Origin of the sequence: Stakelama flava, from assembly GCF_019351405.1 — a bacterium.
Taxonomy (GTDB): Bacteria; Pseudomonadota; Alphaproteobacteria; order Sphingomonadales; family Sphingomonadaceae; genus Sphingomonas; species Sphingomonas flava_A.
The window spans coordinates 120,735-137,530 of the sequence record NZ_JAHWZX010000008.1 but is presented as its reverse complement, the minus strand read 5'-3'; the positions used below and the strand labels follow the sequence as shown (position 1 = coordinate 137,530).

Below are 16,796 nucleotides of genomic sequence, written 5' to 3'. Positions count from 1 at the left end.
CCCCGGCTTCGCGCCGGGAACGGGGAGAAATGCAATGAAACGGGTGACGAAATTGCTGTTGCCGATCGCGGCTGCGGCGCTTGCCGGAACGTCGGCCCACGCGCAAAGCCGCGCCGATGTGTCGGTAAAGATCGAAATGGATCAAGCCGGGCCGGTGATCGCGCCGGAGATTTACGGCCAGTTCGCTGAGGATCTGGGGCGCGGCATTTACGACGGCATCTGGGTGGGGCCGGATTCGAAGATTCCCAACACCAACGGCTATCGCACCGATGTGATGCAGGCGATTCAAAAGCTGCATCCACCCGTCATCCGCTGGCCCGGCGGCTGTTTCGCCGACCAGTATGACTGGCGCGACGGCATCGGGCCGCGCGACAAGCGACCGAAGCGGATCAACTACACCTGGGGCGGCGTCACCTATGACAACAGCTTCGGCACCAATGAATTCATGAACTATAGCGAGGCGCTGGGCGCCGAAGCCTATATCGCCGGAAATATGGGGTCGCTGCCCCCGCATGCGATGCAGCAATGGATCGAATATATCACCGCCGACGGCGATACGACGCTGGCGAAGGAACGGCGCGCGAATGGCCGCGACAAGCCATGGAAAAACCTTAAATATTTCGGTGTCGGCAACGAAAGCTGGGGCTGTGGCGGGAATATGAAGCCCGAATATGCCGCCGACCTGCACCGCCGCTACGCCACTTTTGTGTGGAAGCCGGACGAAGCGCCGCCGATCACCAAGGTCGCATCGGGTGCGAATGTCGACGATTATCGCTGGACCGAAACGATGATGAAGGATGCATCCAATATGATGGATGCGCTGAGCCTTCATTATTACACCTTTCCGGGAAGCTGGGAGGACAAGGGCCCTGCGACCGGCTTTGCCGAGGACAAATGGGCATCAACCTTGAAACATGCCGAGTTCATGGATGAACTGATCCGCAAGCATGGCGCGATCATGGACAAATACGATCCCAAAAAGCGGATCGGGCTGTATGTCGATGAATGGGGCACCTGGTACGACCAGGAACCGGGATCGCATCCGGGCTTTCTGTACCAGCAGAATACCCTGCGCGATGCAGAGGTCGCGGCGCTGACGCTCAACATCTTCCACCGGCATACGGACCGGGTGAAGATGGCGAACATCGCGCAGATGGTGAACGTCCTTCAGGCGATGATCCTGACACGCGGGGACAAGATGCTGCTGACCCCCACCTATTACGTGTTCGACATGTATCAGCCGTTCATGGGCGCGACGCCGCTGAAGGCCGAAGTGAACGGCCCGGATTACGTCAACGGCGACATTTCGCTGAACATGGTCGATGTGTCGGCGGCGCGGGGCAAGGATGGCAAGCTGTATCTTGCGCTGGTCAATACCGACCCCGACCGTGCCGCGCATGTCGTGACCGGCATGTCTGGCAGCGCGACCGGCCGCATCCTGACCGGCCCCGCAATGGACACGCACAACACGTTCGACGCGCCGAATACGATCCATCCGGTCGCCTATCGCGGCACCAGCGATGGCGGGAAACTCGCCTTCGACCTGCCCGCAAAATCGATCGCGGTAGTCGCGGTGGACCAACGCTGATGCTTTCGCGCCGCGCATTTCTGGTCTCGGCAAGCGTGGTCGCGCTGGCCGGGCCGGTTGCGGCGCGAACTGCGGTTGGCCCGCCATCGCCGCGCATCCGGGTAACCCCGGTGCCGCTGTCGGCGGTCCGGCTGAAGCCGGGGCCGTATCGCGACGCCGTTGAACGCAACCGCGAATATCTGCTGTCGCTTGATCCCGACCGGCTGCTCCACAATTTCCGGGCGAGCGCGGGGCTGACGCCACGCGCGCCGGTTTACGGCGGCTGGGAAGCGCGCGGCATCGCCGGCCATACGCTGGGCCATTATCTCTCCGCCTGTTCGCTGATGCACGCCCAGACGGGTGACGAGGCGGTGCGTGGCCGCATTGCCTATATCATCGATGAACTCGCGCTCTGTCAGGCGGCGCATGGCGACGGCTATATCGGCGGCACCACGGTGGAGCGTGCCGACGAAACCGTCGATGGCAAGGTCGTTTTTGAGGAAGTGCGCCGCGGCGACATCCGCACCGGCGGGTTCGACGTCAATGGCGGATGGGTGCCGCTTTATACCTGGCACAAGGTCCATGCCGGGCTGATCGACGCGTTCCAGACGGGGAAGGTGGAGCGCGCGCTGCCGGTGATGCTGGGCATGGCGGGCTATCTCGCAACGATCCTCGAAGGATTGAGCGAGGCGCAGATGCAGACGCTGCTTCAGGCCGAATATGGCGGCCTGAACGAAAGCTATGCCAACACCCATGCGATTACCGGCGATCCGCGCTGGCTGCGTGTGGCGGAGAAAATCTACGATCATCGCGTGCTCGATCCGCTGGCGGCGGAAACCGACCAACTCGCCGGGCTGCACGCCAATACCCAGATTCCCAAGCTGATCGGGCTTGCGCGCATCCATGAACTGGGTGGACAGCCGCGCGATCGGACCGCTGCGCACTTCTTTCGCGATACCGTGGTCGCGCATCACAGCTATGTGATCGGCGGCAATTCGGAGGCCGAACATTTCGGCCCGCCCGACCAGCTAAGCGAGGCGATTACCGAACGGACCTGCGAACATTGCAACAGCTACAACATGCTGAAGCTCACCCGGCACCAATATGGCTGGGCGCCCGATGCCGCGCTGTTCGATTTCTACGAGCGCGTCCACCTGAACCATGTTCTCGCCAGCCAGAATCCGCAAACCGGCATGTTCGCCTATTTCATGCCGCTGTCGGCGGGGGCGAAGCGGACCTGGTCGACGCATGACGACAGCTTCTGGTGCTGCGTCGGATCGGGGATGGAGAGCCATGCCAAGCACGGCGATTCGATCTACTGGCACGATGCCGACACGCTGTATGTGAACCTGTTCATCCCCTCGACGCTCGACTGGGACGGGGCGCGGATCGACCTTATAACGGAGTACCCCTTTGCCGACACGGTCGCCCTGATGGTGAAGGCGCCGATGACCCGTGCGCTTGCCATACGTCTGCCGGGTTGGGCCAAGGCGCCGGGCATCGCCATCAACGGGGAAACGGCGCGGTTCGACCGGCGCGGCGGCTATGCGCTGTTGCGCCGCGAATGGCGCGCCGGGGACCGGATCGAACTCACGCTTCCGATGACGCTGGACATCGAACCGACGCCCGACGATCCGGGCATTGTCGCCTATACGCATGGCCCGGTGGTGCTTGCCGCCGACCTCGGCCCCGCAAGCGCGGATTGGGACAGCCTGCCGCCCGCGCTTGTCGGCGCTTCGCCGCAAGCGGCCGCCACGCCGATCGATGCCGCGGCGCATCGCTTCCGCATCGCCGGGGCAAAGCCCGATGCGGTAACGCTGGTGCCGTTCTTCAACCAGTATGACCGGCGCACCGCCGTCTATTTCCCAAGTTTCACCCCGGCGCGATGGAAGCGGGAGGAAGCGTCCTTCATCGCGGCGCAACGTGCCGCACAGGCGCTGAAGAAACGCACTGTCGATCAGATCGACATTGGCGAGCAGCAGCCCGAGCGCGACCATGATTTCGCGATGAACCATGCCGATCTGCAAAGCTGGGCTGGCAAGAGCGGGCGGCTGCTCCCCTGGGGCAGCGGCAACTACATCGAATTCACGCTTGCCGTGCGTCCCGGCCCGATGGTGCTTCGCGCGCTATATTGGGGGCAGGAGGTCGACAAGGATTTCGTGATCGAAATCGACGGCAAGCAACTGGTAGAGGAGCATCGTTCGGTCCCGCCGGTGAAACAATGGGTGTCGAATGACTATCCCGTTCCGCCGGAATGGACCGAAGGGAAGGACAGTGTCCGCATCCGTTTCGAAACACGCGGCACGGACTGCCGAGTGTATGAAGTACGGATGCTGGCGGCGGAAACCGGTCGAACCGCCTGAACGGTTCAGCCGCCGAACAGGCCGGGCGTGACGCCCTTCACGCCGCCGGTATCGACTTCGAACAGCGACCCGGCAAGCGGTTCGTCATGCTTTCCCTCAGCCGCGCAGGTGACGAACATTCGGTTCAGGTCGGCCCCGCCGAAACAGACATTGGTGATCTGGCTCGCCGGAAGCGCGATGATCCGCTCGCGCTCTCCCTGCGGGGTGAAGCGGCTGACACAGGCGCCACCCCAATGCGCGATCCATACGCCGCCATCTTCATCCACCGTCATCCCGTCGGGGCGGCCCCAATCCTCCTCGAACCGGACGAATGTCTCACGCGGGCCAAGGCTTCCGTTATCGGCAAAGGCATAGCGATATACGAGGCCGTGCGCGGTATCGGTGTGATAGAAGGTCGCGCCGTCGGGGCTGATCGTCGGACCGTTGGCAATGGTGTAGCCGGTTTCCATCACGTGCATCGAATGGTCGGGGTCCAGCCGGAAAAGGCCGCCGCTCGGCCTGTCGGCGCTAAGCGGCATCGATCCTGCCCAGATGCGCCCGGCCCGATCGGCTTTCGCATCGTTCATGCGATTGTCGGGCAGGTCGGGATGCGGGTTGGCGATCGGCGCGGTGCGCACGCGATCCCCGTCGATCGACAGCAGGTGAAACCCGGTCTGCATACCCGCGACGAACCCGTCGCCATTGGCGCGTTCGATTACCCAGCCGGTCATTTCGGGCAGGTCCCAGCTTTTGACGTTGCCATCGCCAAGGGTGAGCCGATTGAGTCTGCGCGACAGGATATCGGTCCAGTAAAGCGCCTGTTCGCGCACCGACCAGAACAGCCCCTCGCCCAGTTCATCGCGAGCGCCGCCGCGCTCGATCACCCGTACATGCCCGACCATGCCCTGACCTTTAATGGTTATGGCGTGGAACGCCATAGACCTGGGCGATCCGCTGATATTTTACCGCCGGTTCGAGCACCGCGCCGGTGTCATATTGGGTGGTCACGCCGCGCTGAATTTCCTGCCACGGCGTTTGCGATTCGGGATAGGGATAGCCGCCCTTCGCTTCCAGGTCGGCGCGGCGCTTCGCCAGTTCGTCCGCGCCGATCAGAATGTCGGCGGTCCCCTTTTTCAGATCGATCCGCACCGTATCGCCGGTCTGAAGCAGGGCAAGCCCGCCCATCGCCGCGGCCTCAGGTGAGGCGTTGAGGATCGACGGACTGCCGCTGGTTCCCGATTGCCGTCCATCGCCCATGCACGGCAGCGAATGGATACCGCGTTTGATGAGGTCGGCCGAAGGGCGCATGTTCACGACTTCCGCCGCGCCGGGATAGCCGATCGGTCCCGCCCCGCGCATGATAAGGATCGTACGGTCGGTGATCGGCAGATCGGGCTGATCGATTCGGGCGTGATAATCCTCAGGCCCGTCAAATACGATCACCGGCCCTTCGAACGCATCGGGATCGTCCGGATCGGACAGGAAGCGCTGACGAAACTCGTCCGAAATTACCGACCGCTTCATGATCGCGCTGTCGAAAAGATTGCCGTGAAGCACCGAAAAACCGGCATTTTCGCGCATGGGATTGTCGAAGGTGCGGATGACACGATCATCCTCGATCGTCGCATCGCGGCAATTGTCGCCCATCGTCCTGCCATTGGCGGTCAGCGCGTCTTCGTTGATCAGGCCCTGCTTCATCAGTTCGGCGACGATCGCGGGAACGCCGCCGGCATGGTAATAATCCTCGCCCAGATATTCGCCCGCCGGCTGCAGATTGACGAGCAGCGGGATTTCGCGGCCATAGGTCTGCCAGTCGTCCACCGAAAGCTCGACCCCGATATGGCGCGCAATGGCGTTAAGATGGATCGGCGCGTTGGTGGACCCGCCGATCGCCGAGTTGACCCGGATAGCGTTGATGAACGCATCGCGCGTCAGGATGTCCGATGGCTTGCGGTTTTCCGCGACCATTTCGACGATTTGCAGGCCGGTGCGGTACGCCGCCTCCTGCCGGTCGCGATACGGGGCGGGGATCGCCGCCTGCCCGGGCAGGCTCATGCCCAGCGCCTCGGTAAGCGAATTCATCGTCGTCGCCGTGCCCATGGTGTTGCAATAGCCGGTCGAGGGGGCGGACGATGCCACGAGCTTGATAAAGCCCTGATAGTCGATCTCTCCGGCGGCGAGCATCTCGCGCGCTTTCCACACGATCGTGCCGGATCCCGTGCGCTCGCCCTTGTGCCAGCCGTTCAGCATCGGTCCGACCGACAGTGCGATCGCCGGGATGTTCACCGTCGCCGCCGCCATCAGGCACGCAGGCGTGGTCTTGTCGCATCCCGTCGTCAGCACCACCCCGTCGAGCGGATAGCCATAGAGCAGTTCGACCAGCGCCATATAAGCGAGGTTGCGGTCGAGGCCCGCCGTCGGCCGCTTGCCCGTTTCCTGAATCGGATGGACGGGAAATTCGATGGCGATGCCGCCCGCTTGCCGAATGCCTTCGCGGGTGCGTTCGGCAAGAACGATATGGTGCCGGTTACACGGGCTGAGGTCGCTGCCAGTCTGTGCGATGCCGATGATCGGCTTGCCCGACTGAAGCTCTTCAAGCGTCAGGCCGAAATTCATGTAGCGCTCCAGATAGAGCGCCGTCATGTCGGCATTGCCGGGATCGTCGAACCAGGCGCGCGAACGCAATACGCGCCCGCTGGTGATGTCTTCCTTCTTTACGCCGTCGTCGCTCATCATTCGTCCGCCGTTGAAAATTTAAAGATTATGTCGTTGCTGTAGGTATCGCCGGGGTCCAGCCGCGCGCTCGGGAAGTTGGGATGGTTCGGCGCATCCGGATAGAGTTGCGGTTCGAACACCAGCGCGTCGCCCTCGCGATAGATATGCTTGCCCTTGCCCAGCATCGTACCGTCAAGGAAATTGCCCGAATAGAATTGCAGTGCCGGGCCATCGCCCCAGATTTCGAGCACGCGGCCGCTGTCCGGGTCCTCGACCCGCGCCATGCGACGCATCGTGCCCGCCTCTCCGTCGATCACGAAATTATGGTCGATGCCGTGGCCATAACGGATTTGTTCGCTCGATCCGTCGCGCACCCGATCGCCGATCCGCGTCGGCGTGCGGAAATCGAAAGGCGTCCCATCGACCGGACGAACTTCGCCGGTGGGGATCAGCGTATCGCTCACCGGCGTGAATGCCGAAGCGTTGATCGTCAAAAGGTCGTCCATCGACCCAGTGTTAGCGGTAGCACCGCCCAGATTCCAGTAGCTGTGATTGCTGATATTGACGATGGTCGGAGCGTTGGTCGTGGCGCGATAGCTGATGTGCAGCGCGTTGTCCTCACCCAGCGAATAGGTGGCGGTGACGTTCAGCGTGCCCGGATAGCCGCCTTCGCCGTCAACGCTTTTGTAGCGATAGGTCACGCTGGCCGTGGGCCCGCTCTTGACCGAATCGATCGTCCATACGCGCTTGTCGAACCCCTGGCTGCCGCCGTGCAGGGTGTTGGGGCCGTCATTGATTTCGAGCTGGTATTGCTTGCCATCCAGCGTGAAGCGACCCTTGTCGATCCGGTTGGCGAAGCGACCCACCGTCGCACCGAAATATTGCGGATCGGCCAGATATTCTGCCGGGCTGTCATAGCCCAGCACGATATCGTCGGATTTGCCGTCGCGATCGGGCACCGACAGCGTCTGCACCGAAGCGCCGAGCGTCATGGTGGTAACGCTCATACCGTGATCGTTGGTCAGCGTCACCGTTTCGATCATGGTGCCGTCATCGAGCTTGCCGAACTGTCCGCGCTTCGCATCGGCGGCATGTGCGGCGCTTGCCATGCCGAGCACAAAAGCCGTGCCTGCCAGAAATCCGGCGCCTCGAAACCAGCTTTTCATCACATCGTCCCCTAATATTGTCATAACTCAGACAAATGGCAGCGAAACACCCGAATCTCAAGGAGAAAACCCGCGGTTGCCGTCATATTGATCCGTATATCGCGATTGGCGGCCTGATCCATCATGGCATATGGAATGCCGCCGTGCCTACCGCTCTGGCCTGGCAGGTGGAGCAGGCGGGCGGAGACGTTTTGGGCGCCGGCATGAAACAACCCGCATGAAACAATCCGTGCGGGCGGCGCATTGGTTTTTGCATGACTGACAGTTCAGCGCTTCCGAACCGGCGCCAGCGTCTGCGCGCCTTTGTCCGGCTCAAGCTGGAGGCACGGATGCTGCGGATGGGCGTTGCGGTGCTGTTGCTTGGCGTGCTGGCGCTCGGTTTCGGCTGGTGGCACCGTGCCAATGCCATGGAACAGGTAGCGCTTGGTAACGGGCTGGCGGGGGTCGATCCCGCGCTTGCCGCCGCTGCGAAGCCGGTTCGCCAGATTCGCCCAACCCCGATGGAAACGCTTCGCCGGATCAGTCGGTCGATGGGATTCGGCAGGGCTAGCCATTATGGCCCCGGTCTGGAGGGCAATCCGACCGCAAGCGGCGAAGCGTTCAACCCGCGCAGGCTGACCGCTGCCCATCGTACGCTGCCGCTGGGCAGCAGGGTTCGCGTCATCAACCCAACCAACGGGCGCAGCGTTGTCGTCCGGATCAACGATCGCGGACCTTTCGTCAAAGGCCGGGTGATCGATCTATCCACCGCGGCGGCGCGGCGAATCGGCCTGATGAAACAGGGGGTCGGCCGTGTGGAATTGCGCCTGCTGATCAACGAAAGTGTCTGATCGTCGGTCCGTCAGGGCGGCTGGGCGCGTTTCGCCGCTCGCTTGCTTGGCGGTGCGTTTGGGTTGCGGCTACGCCTATCGGCCATGGGGAAGGGACGATATCCGACCACAGGACTGGTTTTGACGCTGGCGGCACTGGCCATGGCGAGTCCGGCCTGGGCAGGCGACGCTGCGCTGCCCGATGCGTCGCTGCCGCGTGGAAATATTGCCCCGGCCGCCGAATTGGGTGAAGGCATGGCGAGCTGGTTCGGCGATGAAATCGCAGGCCAGCCGACGGCGAGCGGCGCGCCGTGCGATCCCGACAGCCTTACCGCCGCGCATCGCGACCTGCCATTCGGCAGCAGGGTGCGGGTCACCAACCTGTCCAACGGCAAGACGGTGGTGGTCACGATCACCGATCGCGGACCCTATGCGCGCGGGCGGCTGATCGACTTGTCTCGCGCTGCCGCCGAACAGATCGGGCTGCGTGCACGCGGGCGTGGACAGGTTTCGCTGGCGTTACTGGGCGACTGATCGGCGTCTGCCCGGAACGATCGACCCAAACAGCGGTTGACGGTTGCTCTGATGCAATGCAGCAGATGGAGCCTATGGCAAGTTTACCCGCGATAACGAACAATCCCGACATCCGCTTTCTCGGCCGCGTGCTGGGCGACGTCATCAGAGACTATGGCGGCGAAGCGCTTTTCAAACGAATCGAATATATCCGCTCGACATCGGTTGACCGGCATCGCGGCATCGCAGGCGCGGACGCGATCGATCCGGGTCTCGACCGGCTTTCGCTTGATGAGACGCTGGATTTCACGCGCGGGTTCATGCTGTTTTCGATGCTTGCCAATCTTGCCGAGGACCGACAGGGCGTTTCGTCGGAGCAGGATGCCGATGTCGCGCATGCGCTGAAAAAGCTGCAGTCGGACGGCATCGACCGCGATACCGTCATGGGACTGCTCGGTTCTTCGCTGATCGTTCCCGTGCTCACCGCGCACCCGACCGAGGTGCGGCGCAAGAGCATGATCGACCACAAGAACCGGATCGCCGAACTGATGGCGATGCGCGATGCCGGCGAAGAGGAAACGCCCGAAGGCGACCGGGTCGACGACGCCATTCTGCGCCAGATCGCGCTGCTGTGGCAAACCCGCGTGCTTCGCAACGAACGCCTGTTCGTCACGGACGAAGTGGAAACCGCGCTGTCCTATCTGCGCGACGTGTTCCTGCCGGTTCTGCCCGCTCTGTATGCACGCTGGGACCGTGCGCTGGGCGAGCGGGTGCCCGCTTTCCTGAAACCGGGAAGCTGGATCGGCGGCGACCGCGATGGCAATCCGTTCGTAACCGCCGATTCGCTTCGCTACGCCATGGCGCGCGCGGCGGAAACGGTGATCGTCTTTTATCTGGATGCGCTGCATTCGCTGGGTGCCGAACTGTCGATATCCACCAAGCAGGTGCCGGTGGACGATGGTGTTCTGGCGCTAGCAGAGGCGAGCGGCGACACCGCCGAAAGCCGGGAGGACGAACCCTATCGCCGCGCAATCGGCGGCATTTACGCGCGGCTGTCGGCAACGCATGAAAAGCTGGCGGGGAAGAAGCCGCCGCGCCCGTCGCAGCTTACCGGCGAACCCTATGCCGATCCGGCGGACCTTCGCGCCGATCTGGTCACGCTCGCACGGGGGCTGTCCGCCAATGGCAGCCGCTCGCTTACCTCGGGTGGTGCGCTGGGTCGGCTGATCCGGGCGGTCGAAACCTTCGGTTTCCACCTTGCCACGCTCGACATGCGTCAGAACAGCGCGGTGCATGAACGCGTGGTGGCCGAATTGCTGAAATCTGCCGGGGTGGAGGCGGATTATATCGCGCTGGACGAAGCTGCGCGTGTCACCCTGCTGCGCCGGGAACTGGCGAGCGTGCGCCCGCTAACGAGCCCCTATGCCGAATATTCGGAAGAGACGCGCGGCGAACTGGATATTCTTCACGCAGCGGCGAACGCGCATGCGACCTATGGCCGCGGCTGCATCACCCAATATGTCATCTCGATGGCGACCTCGGTCTCCGACCTGCTGGAGGTAAATCTTCTGCTGAAGGAGGCGGGCCTCTACCTTCCCGGCGATCCGCCGCGCGCGCATGTCATGGCGGTTCCGCTGTTCGAAACCGTCGCCGATCTGGAAGCCGCGCCGGACGTCATGCGCGCCTATTTCAACCTTCCCGAAATTTCGGCGATCGCACAGGCACGCGGCCATCAGGAAGTCATGATCGGCTATTCCGATTCGAACAAGGATGGCGGGTATCTGACCTCGACCTGGCAGCTTGCGCGTGGATCGGCGGCGCTGGCGCCGGTGTTCGATGAAGCAGGCATCGGGATACAACTGTTCCATGGTCGCGGCGGCGCGGTCGGGCGCGGTGGCGGTTCGGCTTTCTCCGCGATCAAGGCGCAGCCGCCCGGAACGGTCAACGGGCGCATCCGCATCACCGAACAGGGGGAGGTGATCGCCGCAAAATACGGAACCGAGGCGAGCGCCAAGACCAATCTGGAGGCGATAACGTCCGCCACGCTGCTTGCCAGCCTCGAGCCCGAACGGTTGAGCGATGCAGATTACGAACGCTTCGCGGGTGCAATGGACCAGCTTTCGGACACCGCGTTCGGCACCTATCGCGAGCTGGTCTACAACACCGATGGTTTCCGGCAATTTTTTCGCCAGATGACCCCGATTACCGAGATTTCAGGGCTGAAGATCGGATCGCGTCCGGCAAGTCGCAAAAAGTCCGACGCGATCGAGGATTTGCGCGCTATTCCATGGGTCTTTTCCTGGGCGCAGGCTCGCGTCATGCTGCCCGGATGGTACGGGGTGGGCCAGGCGATCGACCGGTTCGAGGACAAGGGCCTGCTGCGGGAAATGGCGGAGGCATGGCCGCTGTTCACCGCGACGCTGGAAAACATGGAAATGGTGCTCGCCAAGTCCGATATGGGCATCGCCGCGCGCTATGCCCAGCTGGTCGAGGACGACACGACCCGCGACACTATCTTCGGGCGCATCCGTGACGGATGGGAATTGACGCAGGCCGGGTTGCTTAACGTCACGCGGCAGACGCGATTGCTGGAAAAACATCCCGCGCTGGAAACCTCTATCCGGCTGCGCCTGCCCTATATCGAACCGCTTAACCTGTTGCAGATCGAACTGCTGAAGCGCCATCGCGCGGGTGAGGAAGATGATCGCATCGGTGAGGGCATCCTGCTCTCGATCAATGCGATCGCGACCGCGTTGCGAAATTCGGGCTAGCGGCGCGGGCGTAATGCGAAAATAACACGGTTCGGTTGTTTTCCTGCTTTGGATAAGAAGCAGACGATGGGCGCGCGCCCATCGTCTGCTGCCGCATGCCGATGGCGTGATGAAGGCGCTGCCCGGTCGCCGCCCCTTTGATAAGCGCGATGAGGCGCTGGCTGATACGATTTCGGCTGGCGGCATCAACTACGCTTCCTGCAACTGATCGACACGGCGCCGCGTGGGTCGCAGCGTGACAGGACGCGACGATGGCGGCGTCGCTTCCATATACGATCCGCCACTGCCATGGCCGGCAAGCGCGCCAGACGTGCAGCGCATAACCTTCAACTCCGGCATTTTTGCAATATCGGATATTTTAATACCATCGATCAGCACAGCGATTTTCCGTCCAAAACAAGCCGGTAGACGCGTTCCTCACATCGCGTTCGTTGACTGAACGAAACGTTGTTTTTGGTTCATGCAACGGTTGGGTTCCGCGACGGTTTTACCCTGCGTCAACTGCATAGGAGATTTCTGGTGCGCAATGTAATTCTCGGGATGGCCGCCGCCGCCCTCACCGTTCCCGCAATGCCGGTTCTGGCGCAGAGCCATCATAGCCAAGGGCATCATCATTATCAGCCGGAAAAGCATTATAAGGCCGGGCATCGGGCGACGCGGGTCACGCGCAATACCCGGATCTATCGCGGCGACAATGGTCGCTATTATTGCAAACATTCCGATGGGACCACCGGCCTGATCATCGGAGCCGCGCTGGGCGGCGTGCTCGGCAATCAGCTGGGAAGCGGCGATTCAACGTTGCTTACCACCGTTCTGGGCGGCGCGGCCGGCGGCCTGCTTGGACGTGAAATCGATCGCGGCAACGTCACCTGCCGCTAGGATAAGCGGAGCGCGCTCCCACGGCGTGTTACAGGAAAACGGCGGTCCCGCGCGGGCCGCCGTTTTTTTACGATGCGTGGCAGGGCACCGGCGCTTTATCGGGCTGTGAAAAGGTGACCCGGTCGCCCTTGCCGAGCAGAACATAATCGTCACCGCGATAATAGACGCCGGAGGCAACGTCCCGGCCGGCAAGTGTGGCGATTTTTCTTCCCTGTTGGCTGATTGTGACGCTCCGGTCCTGCGGATCGAAGCGCGCCGTGAAGCTGCTCCCGTCGATACAGTCTAGCGTGCGCGTGACGGCGGTTTGCGCTGCGACCGGCGTGGCGTTCGCCGCTGGTGACGCAGCAAAGTCGATTGACGCTATTCGCCAGTCGGACTCGCCTGCATCCCTCGTGGCACCGCTTTCGCTTGCCGTCTGGTGGAGGCGCGCACGCCCTTCTTTCCGGAAAGCGCCGCTGTCGGACCGTGTGCCAGTGAGGATGATCGGCACATCGACGAAGCGGTCGCTGCCCTGCATCTTCACATCGCTCGGTTCGCCGATATCAGCGCGGTACGCCGAATATGGTTCGAAAGCGGACGCGAACTGTCGGGCATTCATTCCTGACGCCGCACCGTTATTGTCCCACAATCCATAGGCTTTCGTATAATCGCCGGAGACGATCGCAACATAGTAGCGTTGCAGAACCTTCACGGCTTGCGCACCCGATGGGGAAGCAGCGACTTCCGCATCGTTCCGAAGCGTGGGAGACGGCGTCGCTACCGGCAGGGGAGTTGCCGTCGCCTGAGCATCGTCGACCGGCTGAGTATCATTAGCGGTGCCGCCCGACCCGCATCCGCACAACAGGGCGGCGGTGGTAAGCGTCAGCAATGGTTTCGACAAAAGCTGCCCCTTCCTGATTGCGCGCGTCGTCGCCAAGCCAGCTTACGTGAAAGCAGGGGGGGACGAAAGCATCGGCAAGGCGTCAGCCCCCGGTCGCACCCTGCGGCGTTTCGATTCGCGCAATCCGCCAGCCGGCCGTATCGCCCGAACCGCTTTTACGGTGCAAAATGACCTTCGCCTTGGTGCGAAACGCGCTCGCTCCATCGCGCAGCGTGCCGTGCAGCGTGACCGGCACGGTGACATAGCGATCATTCTTTTCACTGCGCACGGCCCCTGCCTCTCCGATATCCGCCTGATAGCTTGAATATCGATCGAACCGACGGGCGAATTCATCGGCGCTCCGCTGGGCCGCCTGGCCGTCATCATCCCATAATGCGCGGGCATGGTCGTAATCCGCAGCGCTGATCAGCGCATAATAGCGTTGCACCGCCGATCGTGCGGCTGCAGCGGTGCTCGTGCCCTGATTGCCGGCGGCGGGTTCAGGCATCTGCGCATTGATCAGCGCCGAATCGTCCACGTTCGACGGCCCCACGGCATTGACCTCGGCCGGGGGCAGCGCGTTCATGTCGGCCGGCGCGATAACGTTTTCGGTCAACGTGACGCTGTCGTTCGCCGCGGACGGATCGGAATTTCCCTGCGCATTGTCGGCGGGGGCGTCGCGCACCTCGCATCCGGCAAGCAGCAGCGCGGGCAGCGCGAGAAACAGCGTCGAACGGGCGGATATCGGGGGCAAGGCGCAAACTCCTTCAGTCAACCGGTCATGCAAAAACGCCGCACCGCGCCGGGCTGTTCCCGGTGCGGCGCGGTTCTGCGGCGCAAAGGATGGTACTTGCCCGACCAGGTCAGGGCTTCATCGCTTCGCTTTCCGAATCGGTGCGGCCTGCATCGCCGGTGCGACCGGCATCCCAGTCGTCCTGCGCCTCGTCCTCATCGCGATCGGCGCGGGTTTGTCGCCGTCGTTCGTCGACATCGCCGATATCGTCATCGGTCATGTCGATGGCGTCCTCATCCTCTTCGTCCTCGAAGGCGGTTTTGCGATCGGGGTCGAGATCGGTGACCAGCGACCCGTCGCGCGGGCCGCCGCGCGTCGTTTCCAATATCTCGGCGCGCTGGCTTTCATCATAGCCGCGCTCGTCATAGCCATCGTCCTCGGGGCCTTGTTCGGGTACTCTGTGGCCGCCCATGATATGCCTCTTTTCCGTCTCGTACGGCAGCAACATCGCTGTCACCCGCTTGAACGGCGAAGGCACCGACAGCGTTCCCGTTATTGCTCGGCCGGACGGAACAGCCTGCCGCGCTCGGCGACAAGAATGACCACAAAGGCAAGGCCGCTGGTGATCAGGAATCCGGTGTAGAGCGGAACGGTCGAGCCATCATATTGCTGTCCGATCGCAGCGCCGATCAACGCCCCGCCCATCGTCGCGGTAAATCCCTGCAGACTGGACGCCGTGCCTGCGATCTCTCCCATATGCTCCATCGCCATCGACGAGAAATTGGAGGATGCCAGCCCGAAGCACGCCATGGCCAGCGCCTGCAACCCGGCGAAGGTCCAGATATTTTCGTGCCCTGTCCAGGCGACTGCCAGGTGAACCGCCGAAATCAGGAAAAACCCGGTCAGCGCCGAATGCGAGATCAGCCGGGTGCCGAAATGCATGACGATGCGTGAATTGAAATAGGACCCGACCGCCATCGTGCCTGCGATAGAGGCGAAGATGACGACGAGCAGATGCGGCACGCGAAGCACCTCGAACACGATCTGCTGAACCGATCCGATAAAGCCGAACAATCCCCCCGTCAGCAGCGCCGCGGCAAGCGTGTAGCCCACGGCATAGCGGTCGGCGAGCATGAAGCGATAGCCGGCGAACAGGCGTCTGAGGCTGAGCGGCAGGCGTTTTTCGGGGGGTAAGGTTTCGGGCATGCGAAGCACGAACCAGATCGTGATGATCAGGCTGACCAGCGCAACGCCGCCGAAAATGAAGCGCCAGTTCGCGAACAGCAGCACCAGTTCGCCGAAGCTGGGGGCAAGCACCGGAGCCGCCATGAACACGATGAAGGCGAGGCTCATCACCCGCGCCATCGCCCGGCCGGAAAAACAGTCGCGCACCAGCGCGATGGTGACGACCCGTGCGGCCGCTACCGCCGTTCCGGCGGCGAACCTGCCGATCAGCAGCAGCGCGAAGCTGCCCGACAGCGCGACGACGATGTTGGTAATCGCATAGGCGATCAGGCCGCAGGCGAGCACGGGGCGGCGGCCGAAGCGATCGGAAAGCGGGCCATGCGCAAGCTGGGCGACGGCAAAGCCGAGCAGGAAGGCGGTGATGACGAACTGCCGGTCATTTTCCTGCGCCACGTTCAGCGTCGCGCCGATCGCGGGCAGCGCTGGCAGCATCGAATCGATGCCGAGCGCGGTCAGCGCCATCATCGCCGCGACGAGCGCGACGAATTCGGGCAGCGCGATGGGCGGCGCATCGGGGGCGGGCTGGGTCCGGTGTTCCATGGCTGACCGCGCCCATGAACGAAGTTTGCGTCCGCGTCACGCAGCTTTCGCTTGACCATGTCGAGTGGCGTGGTAGTGACTTATGTAAATAACACACGAAGGAGCGGTTTAACATGCGCGCTTTGATCATCCTGCCCGCGCTCGGTCTGCTCGCCGCGTGCGGGGGCGATGGCAGCGGCGAGGGCGGAAACGGCACGTCGATTGCGATCCGCAGTTCGAATGACAACGGTCAGACCACCATCGCGCGGGCGGACGGCAATAGCGGGCAGATGTCGCTCAAACTGCCAGGGTTTGAAGGCAAGGTGAAACTTCCCAGGATTCAGCTCGATTCGGACGATTTCGACCTTGATGGCGTCAATCTGTATCCCGGCTCGTCGGTCGACAGCATGAATATCGATGCCAGCGCAGGCGCGCTCAACGAGAAAAAGGGGCTGGTGCATATCGGTTTCACCAGCCCCGCACCGGTTGCGACTGTCCGCGACTGGTTCACCGGAAAATTCGAAAATCGCGGCTTCGACTTCCGTCAGGACGGCGATCGCATCACCGGCACGACCAGCGACGGCGACCGGTTCGACCTGCGGCTGTCGCAGGCGGCGGCGGGCCGAACGCATGGTGAGCTCGACATCCGCGGATAAGGCGCGTCTGTTACTCGGGCGC

General features: G+C 62.8%; 15 protein-coding genes. 8 read left to right on the top strand and 7 right to left on the bottom strand.

Translation table 11 applies throughout. From position 1 onward, the window contains the following. Positions 1 to 34: 34 nt before the first annotated feature. A complete protein-coding gene (locus tag KY084_RS10210; protein WP_219238349.1) occupies positions 35 to 1,588 on the top strand; it encodes an alpha-N-arabinofuranosidase in 1,554 nt (517 codons plus the stop codon). Then, a complete protein-coding gene (locus tag KY084_RS10205) occupies positions 1,588 to 3,930 on the top strand; it encodes a glycoside hydrolase family 127 protein (RefSeq protein WP_246587047.1) in 2,343 nt (780 codons plus the stop codon). The genes KY084_RS10210 and KY084_RS10205 overlap by 1 nt, the downstream gene beginning before the upstream one ends. 5 nt (positions 3,931 to 3,935) lie before the next feature. Here KY084_RS10205 and KY084_RS10200 read toward each other — a convergent pair whose 3' ends face one another. From KY084_RS10200 to KY084_RS10190, 3 genes are read right to left on the bottom strand one after another with little or no spacing between them, the layout of a single operon-like run. Further along, a complete protein-coding gene (locus KY084_RS10200) occupies positions 3,936 to 4,811 on the bottom strand; it encodes an SMP-30/gluconolactonase/LRE family protein (RefSeq protein ID WP_219238348.1) in 876 nt (291 codons plus the stop codon). Positions 4,812 to 4,821: 10 nt separating this feature from the next. After that, positions 4,822 to 6,642, bottom strand: coding sequence for an IlvD/Edd family dehydratase (locus tag KY084_RS10195; protein WP_219238391.1), 1,821 nt, complete (start codon positions 6,640 to 6,642; stop codon positions 4,822 to 4,824). Next, positions 6,642 to 7,790, bottom strand: coding sequence for an aldose epimerase family protein (locus KY084_RS10190; RefSeq protein ID WP_219238347.1), 1,149 nt, complete (start codon positions 7,788 to 7,790; stop codon positions 6,642 to 6,644). The genes KY084_RS10195 and KY084_RS10190 overlap by 1 nt, the downstream gene beginning before the upstream one ends. 35 nt (positions 7,791 to 7,825) lie before the next feature. On the opposite strand from KY084_RS10190, the gene KY084_RS10185 reads away from it, so the two are divergent. The 5 genes from KY084_RS10185 (at position 7,826) to KY084_RS10165 (ending at position 12,762) form a co-directional block, all read left to right on the top strand. Further along, the gene (locus tag KY084_RS10185; RefSeq protein ID WP_219238346.1) at positions 7,826 to 8,011 is read left to right on the top strand and encodes a hypothetical protein; all 186 of its coding nucleotides are present in this window, start codon (positions 7,826 to 7,828) and stop codon (positions 8,009 to 8,011) included. Positions 8,012 to 8,044: 33 nt separating this feature from the next. After that, a complete protein-coding gene (locus KY084_RS10180) occupies positions 8,045 to 8,620 on the top strand; it encodes a septal ring lytic transglycosylase RlpA family protein (RefSeq protein WP_246587046.1) in 576 nt (191 codons plus the stop codon). Between the two features lie 84 nt (positions 8,621 to 8,704). Continuing rightward, positions 8,705 to 9,133 (top strand): septal ring lytic transglycosylase RlpA family protein, encoded by a 429-nt coding sequence (locus KY084_RS10175; protein ID WP_246587045.1) that lies wholly within the window; start codon positions 8,705 to 8,707, stop codon positions 9,131 to 9,133. A 74-nt stretch (positions 9,134 to 9,207) separates the two neighbouring features. Further along, entirely contained in the window at positions 9,208 to 11,883 is a 2,676-nt protein-coding gene (gene ppc, locus KY084_RS10170) for a phosphoenolpyruvate carboxylase (RefSeq protein ID WP_219238345.1), read from the top strand. Between the two features lie 519 nt (positions 11,884 to 12,402). After that, on the top strand, positions 12,403 to 12,762 hold the full coding sequence (locus KY084_RS10165) for a glycine zipper 2TM domain-containing protein (protein ID WP_343227997.1): 360 nt from the start codon (positions 12,403 to 12,405) through the stop codon (positions 12,760 to 12,762). 67 nt (positions 12,763 to 12,829) lie between these two features. Here the strand turns inward: KY084_RS10165 and KY084_RS10160 are convergent, their stop codons facing one another. The 4 genes from KY084_RS10160 to KY084_RS10145 form a co-directional block, all read right to left on the bottom strand. Continuing rightward, positions 12,830 to 13,642 carry an MliC family protein gene (locus KY084_RS10160; protein ID WP_219238344.1) on the bottom strand — a complete coding sequence of 271 codons (813 nt, stop codon included), beginning with the start codon at positions 13,640 to 13,642 and terminating at the stop codon, positions 12,830 to 12,832. Positions 13,643 to 13,724: 82 nt separating this feature from the next. After that, on the bottom strand, positions 13,725 to 14,375 hold the full coding sequence (locus KY084_RS10155; RefSeq protein ID WP_219238343.1) for a hypothetical protein: 651 nt from the start codon (positions 14,373 to 14,375) through the stop codon (positions 13,725 to 13,727). Between the two features lie 109 nt (positions 14,376 to 14,484). Continuing rightward, positions 14,485 to 14,826, bottom strand: coding sequence for a DNA primase (locus KY084_RS10150; protein WP_219238342.1), 342 nt, complete (start codon positions 14,824 to 14,826; stop codon positions 14,485 to 14,487). Positions 14,827 to 14,906: 80 nt separating this feature from the next. Then, positions 14,907 to 16,139: a multidrug effflux MFS transporter gene (locus KY084_RS10145; RefSeq protein WP_219238341.1), complete on the bottom strand. Its 1,233-nt coding sequence runs from the start codon at positions 16,137 to 16,139 to the stop codon at positions 14,907 to 14,909. A 113-nt stretch (positions 16,140 to 16,252) separates the two neighbouring features. Here KY084_RS10145 and KY084_RS10140 point away from each other — a divergent pair, with 113 nt between their 5' ends. Then, complete coding sequence (locus tag KY084_RS10140; RefSeq protein ID WP_219238340.1) at positions 16,253 to 16,774, top strand: hypothetical protein; 522 nt, start codon at positions 16,253 to 16,255, stop codon at positions 16,772 to 16,774. The last annotated feature ends 22 nt before the right edge of the window (positions 16,775 to 16,796 follow it).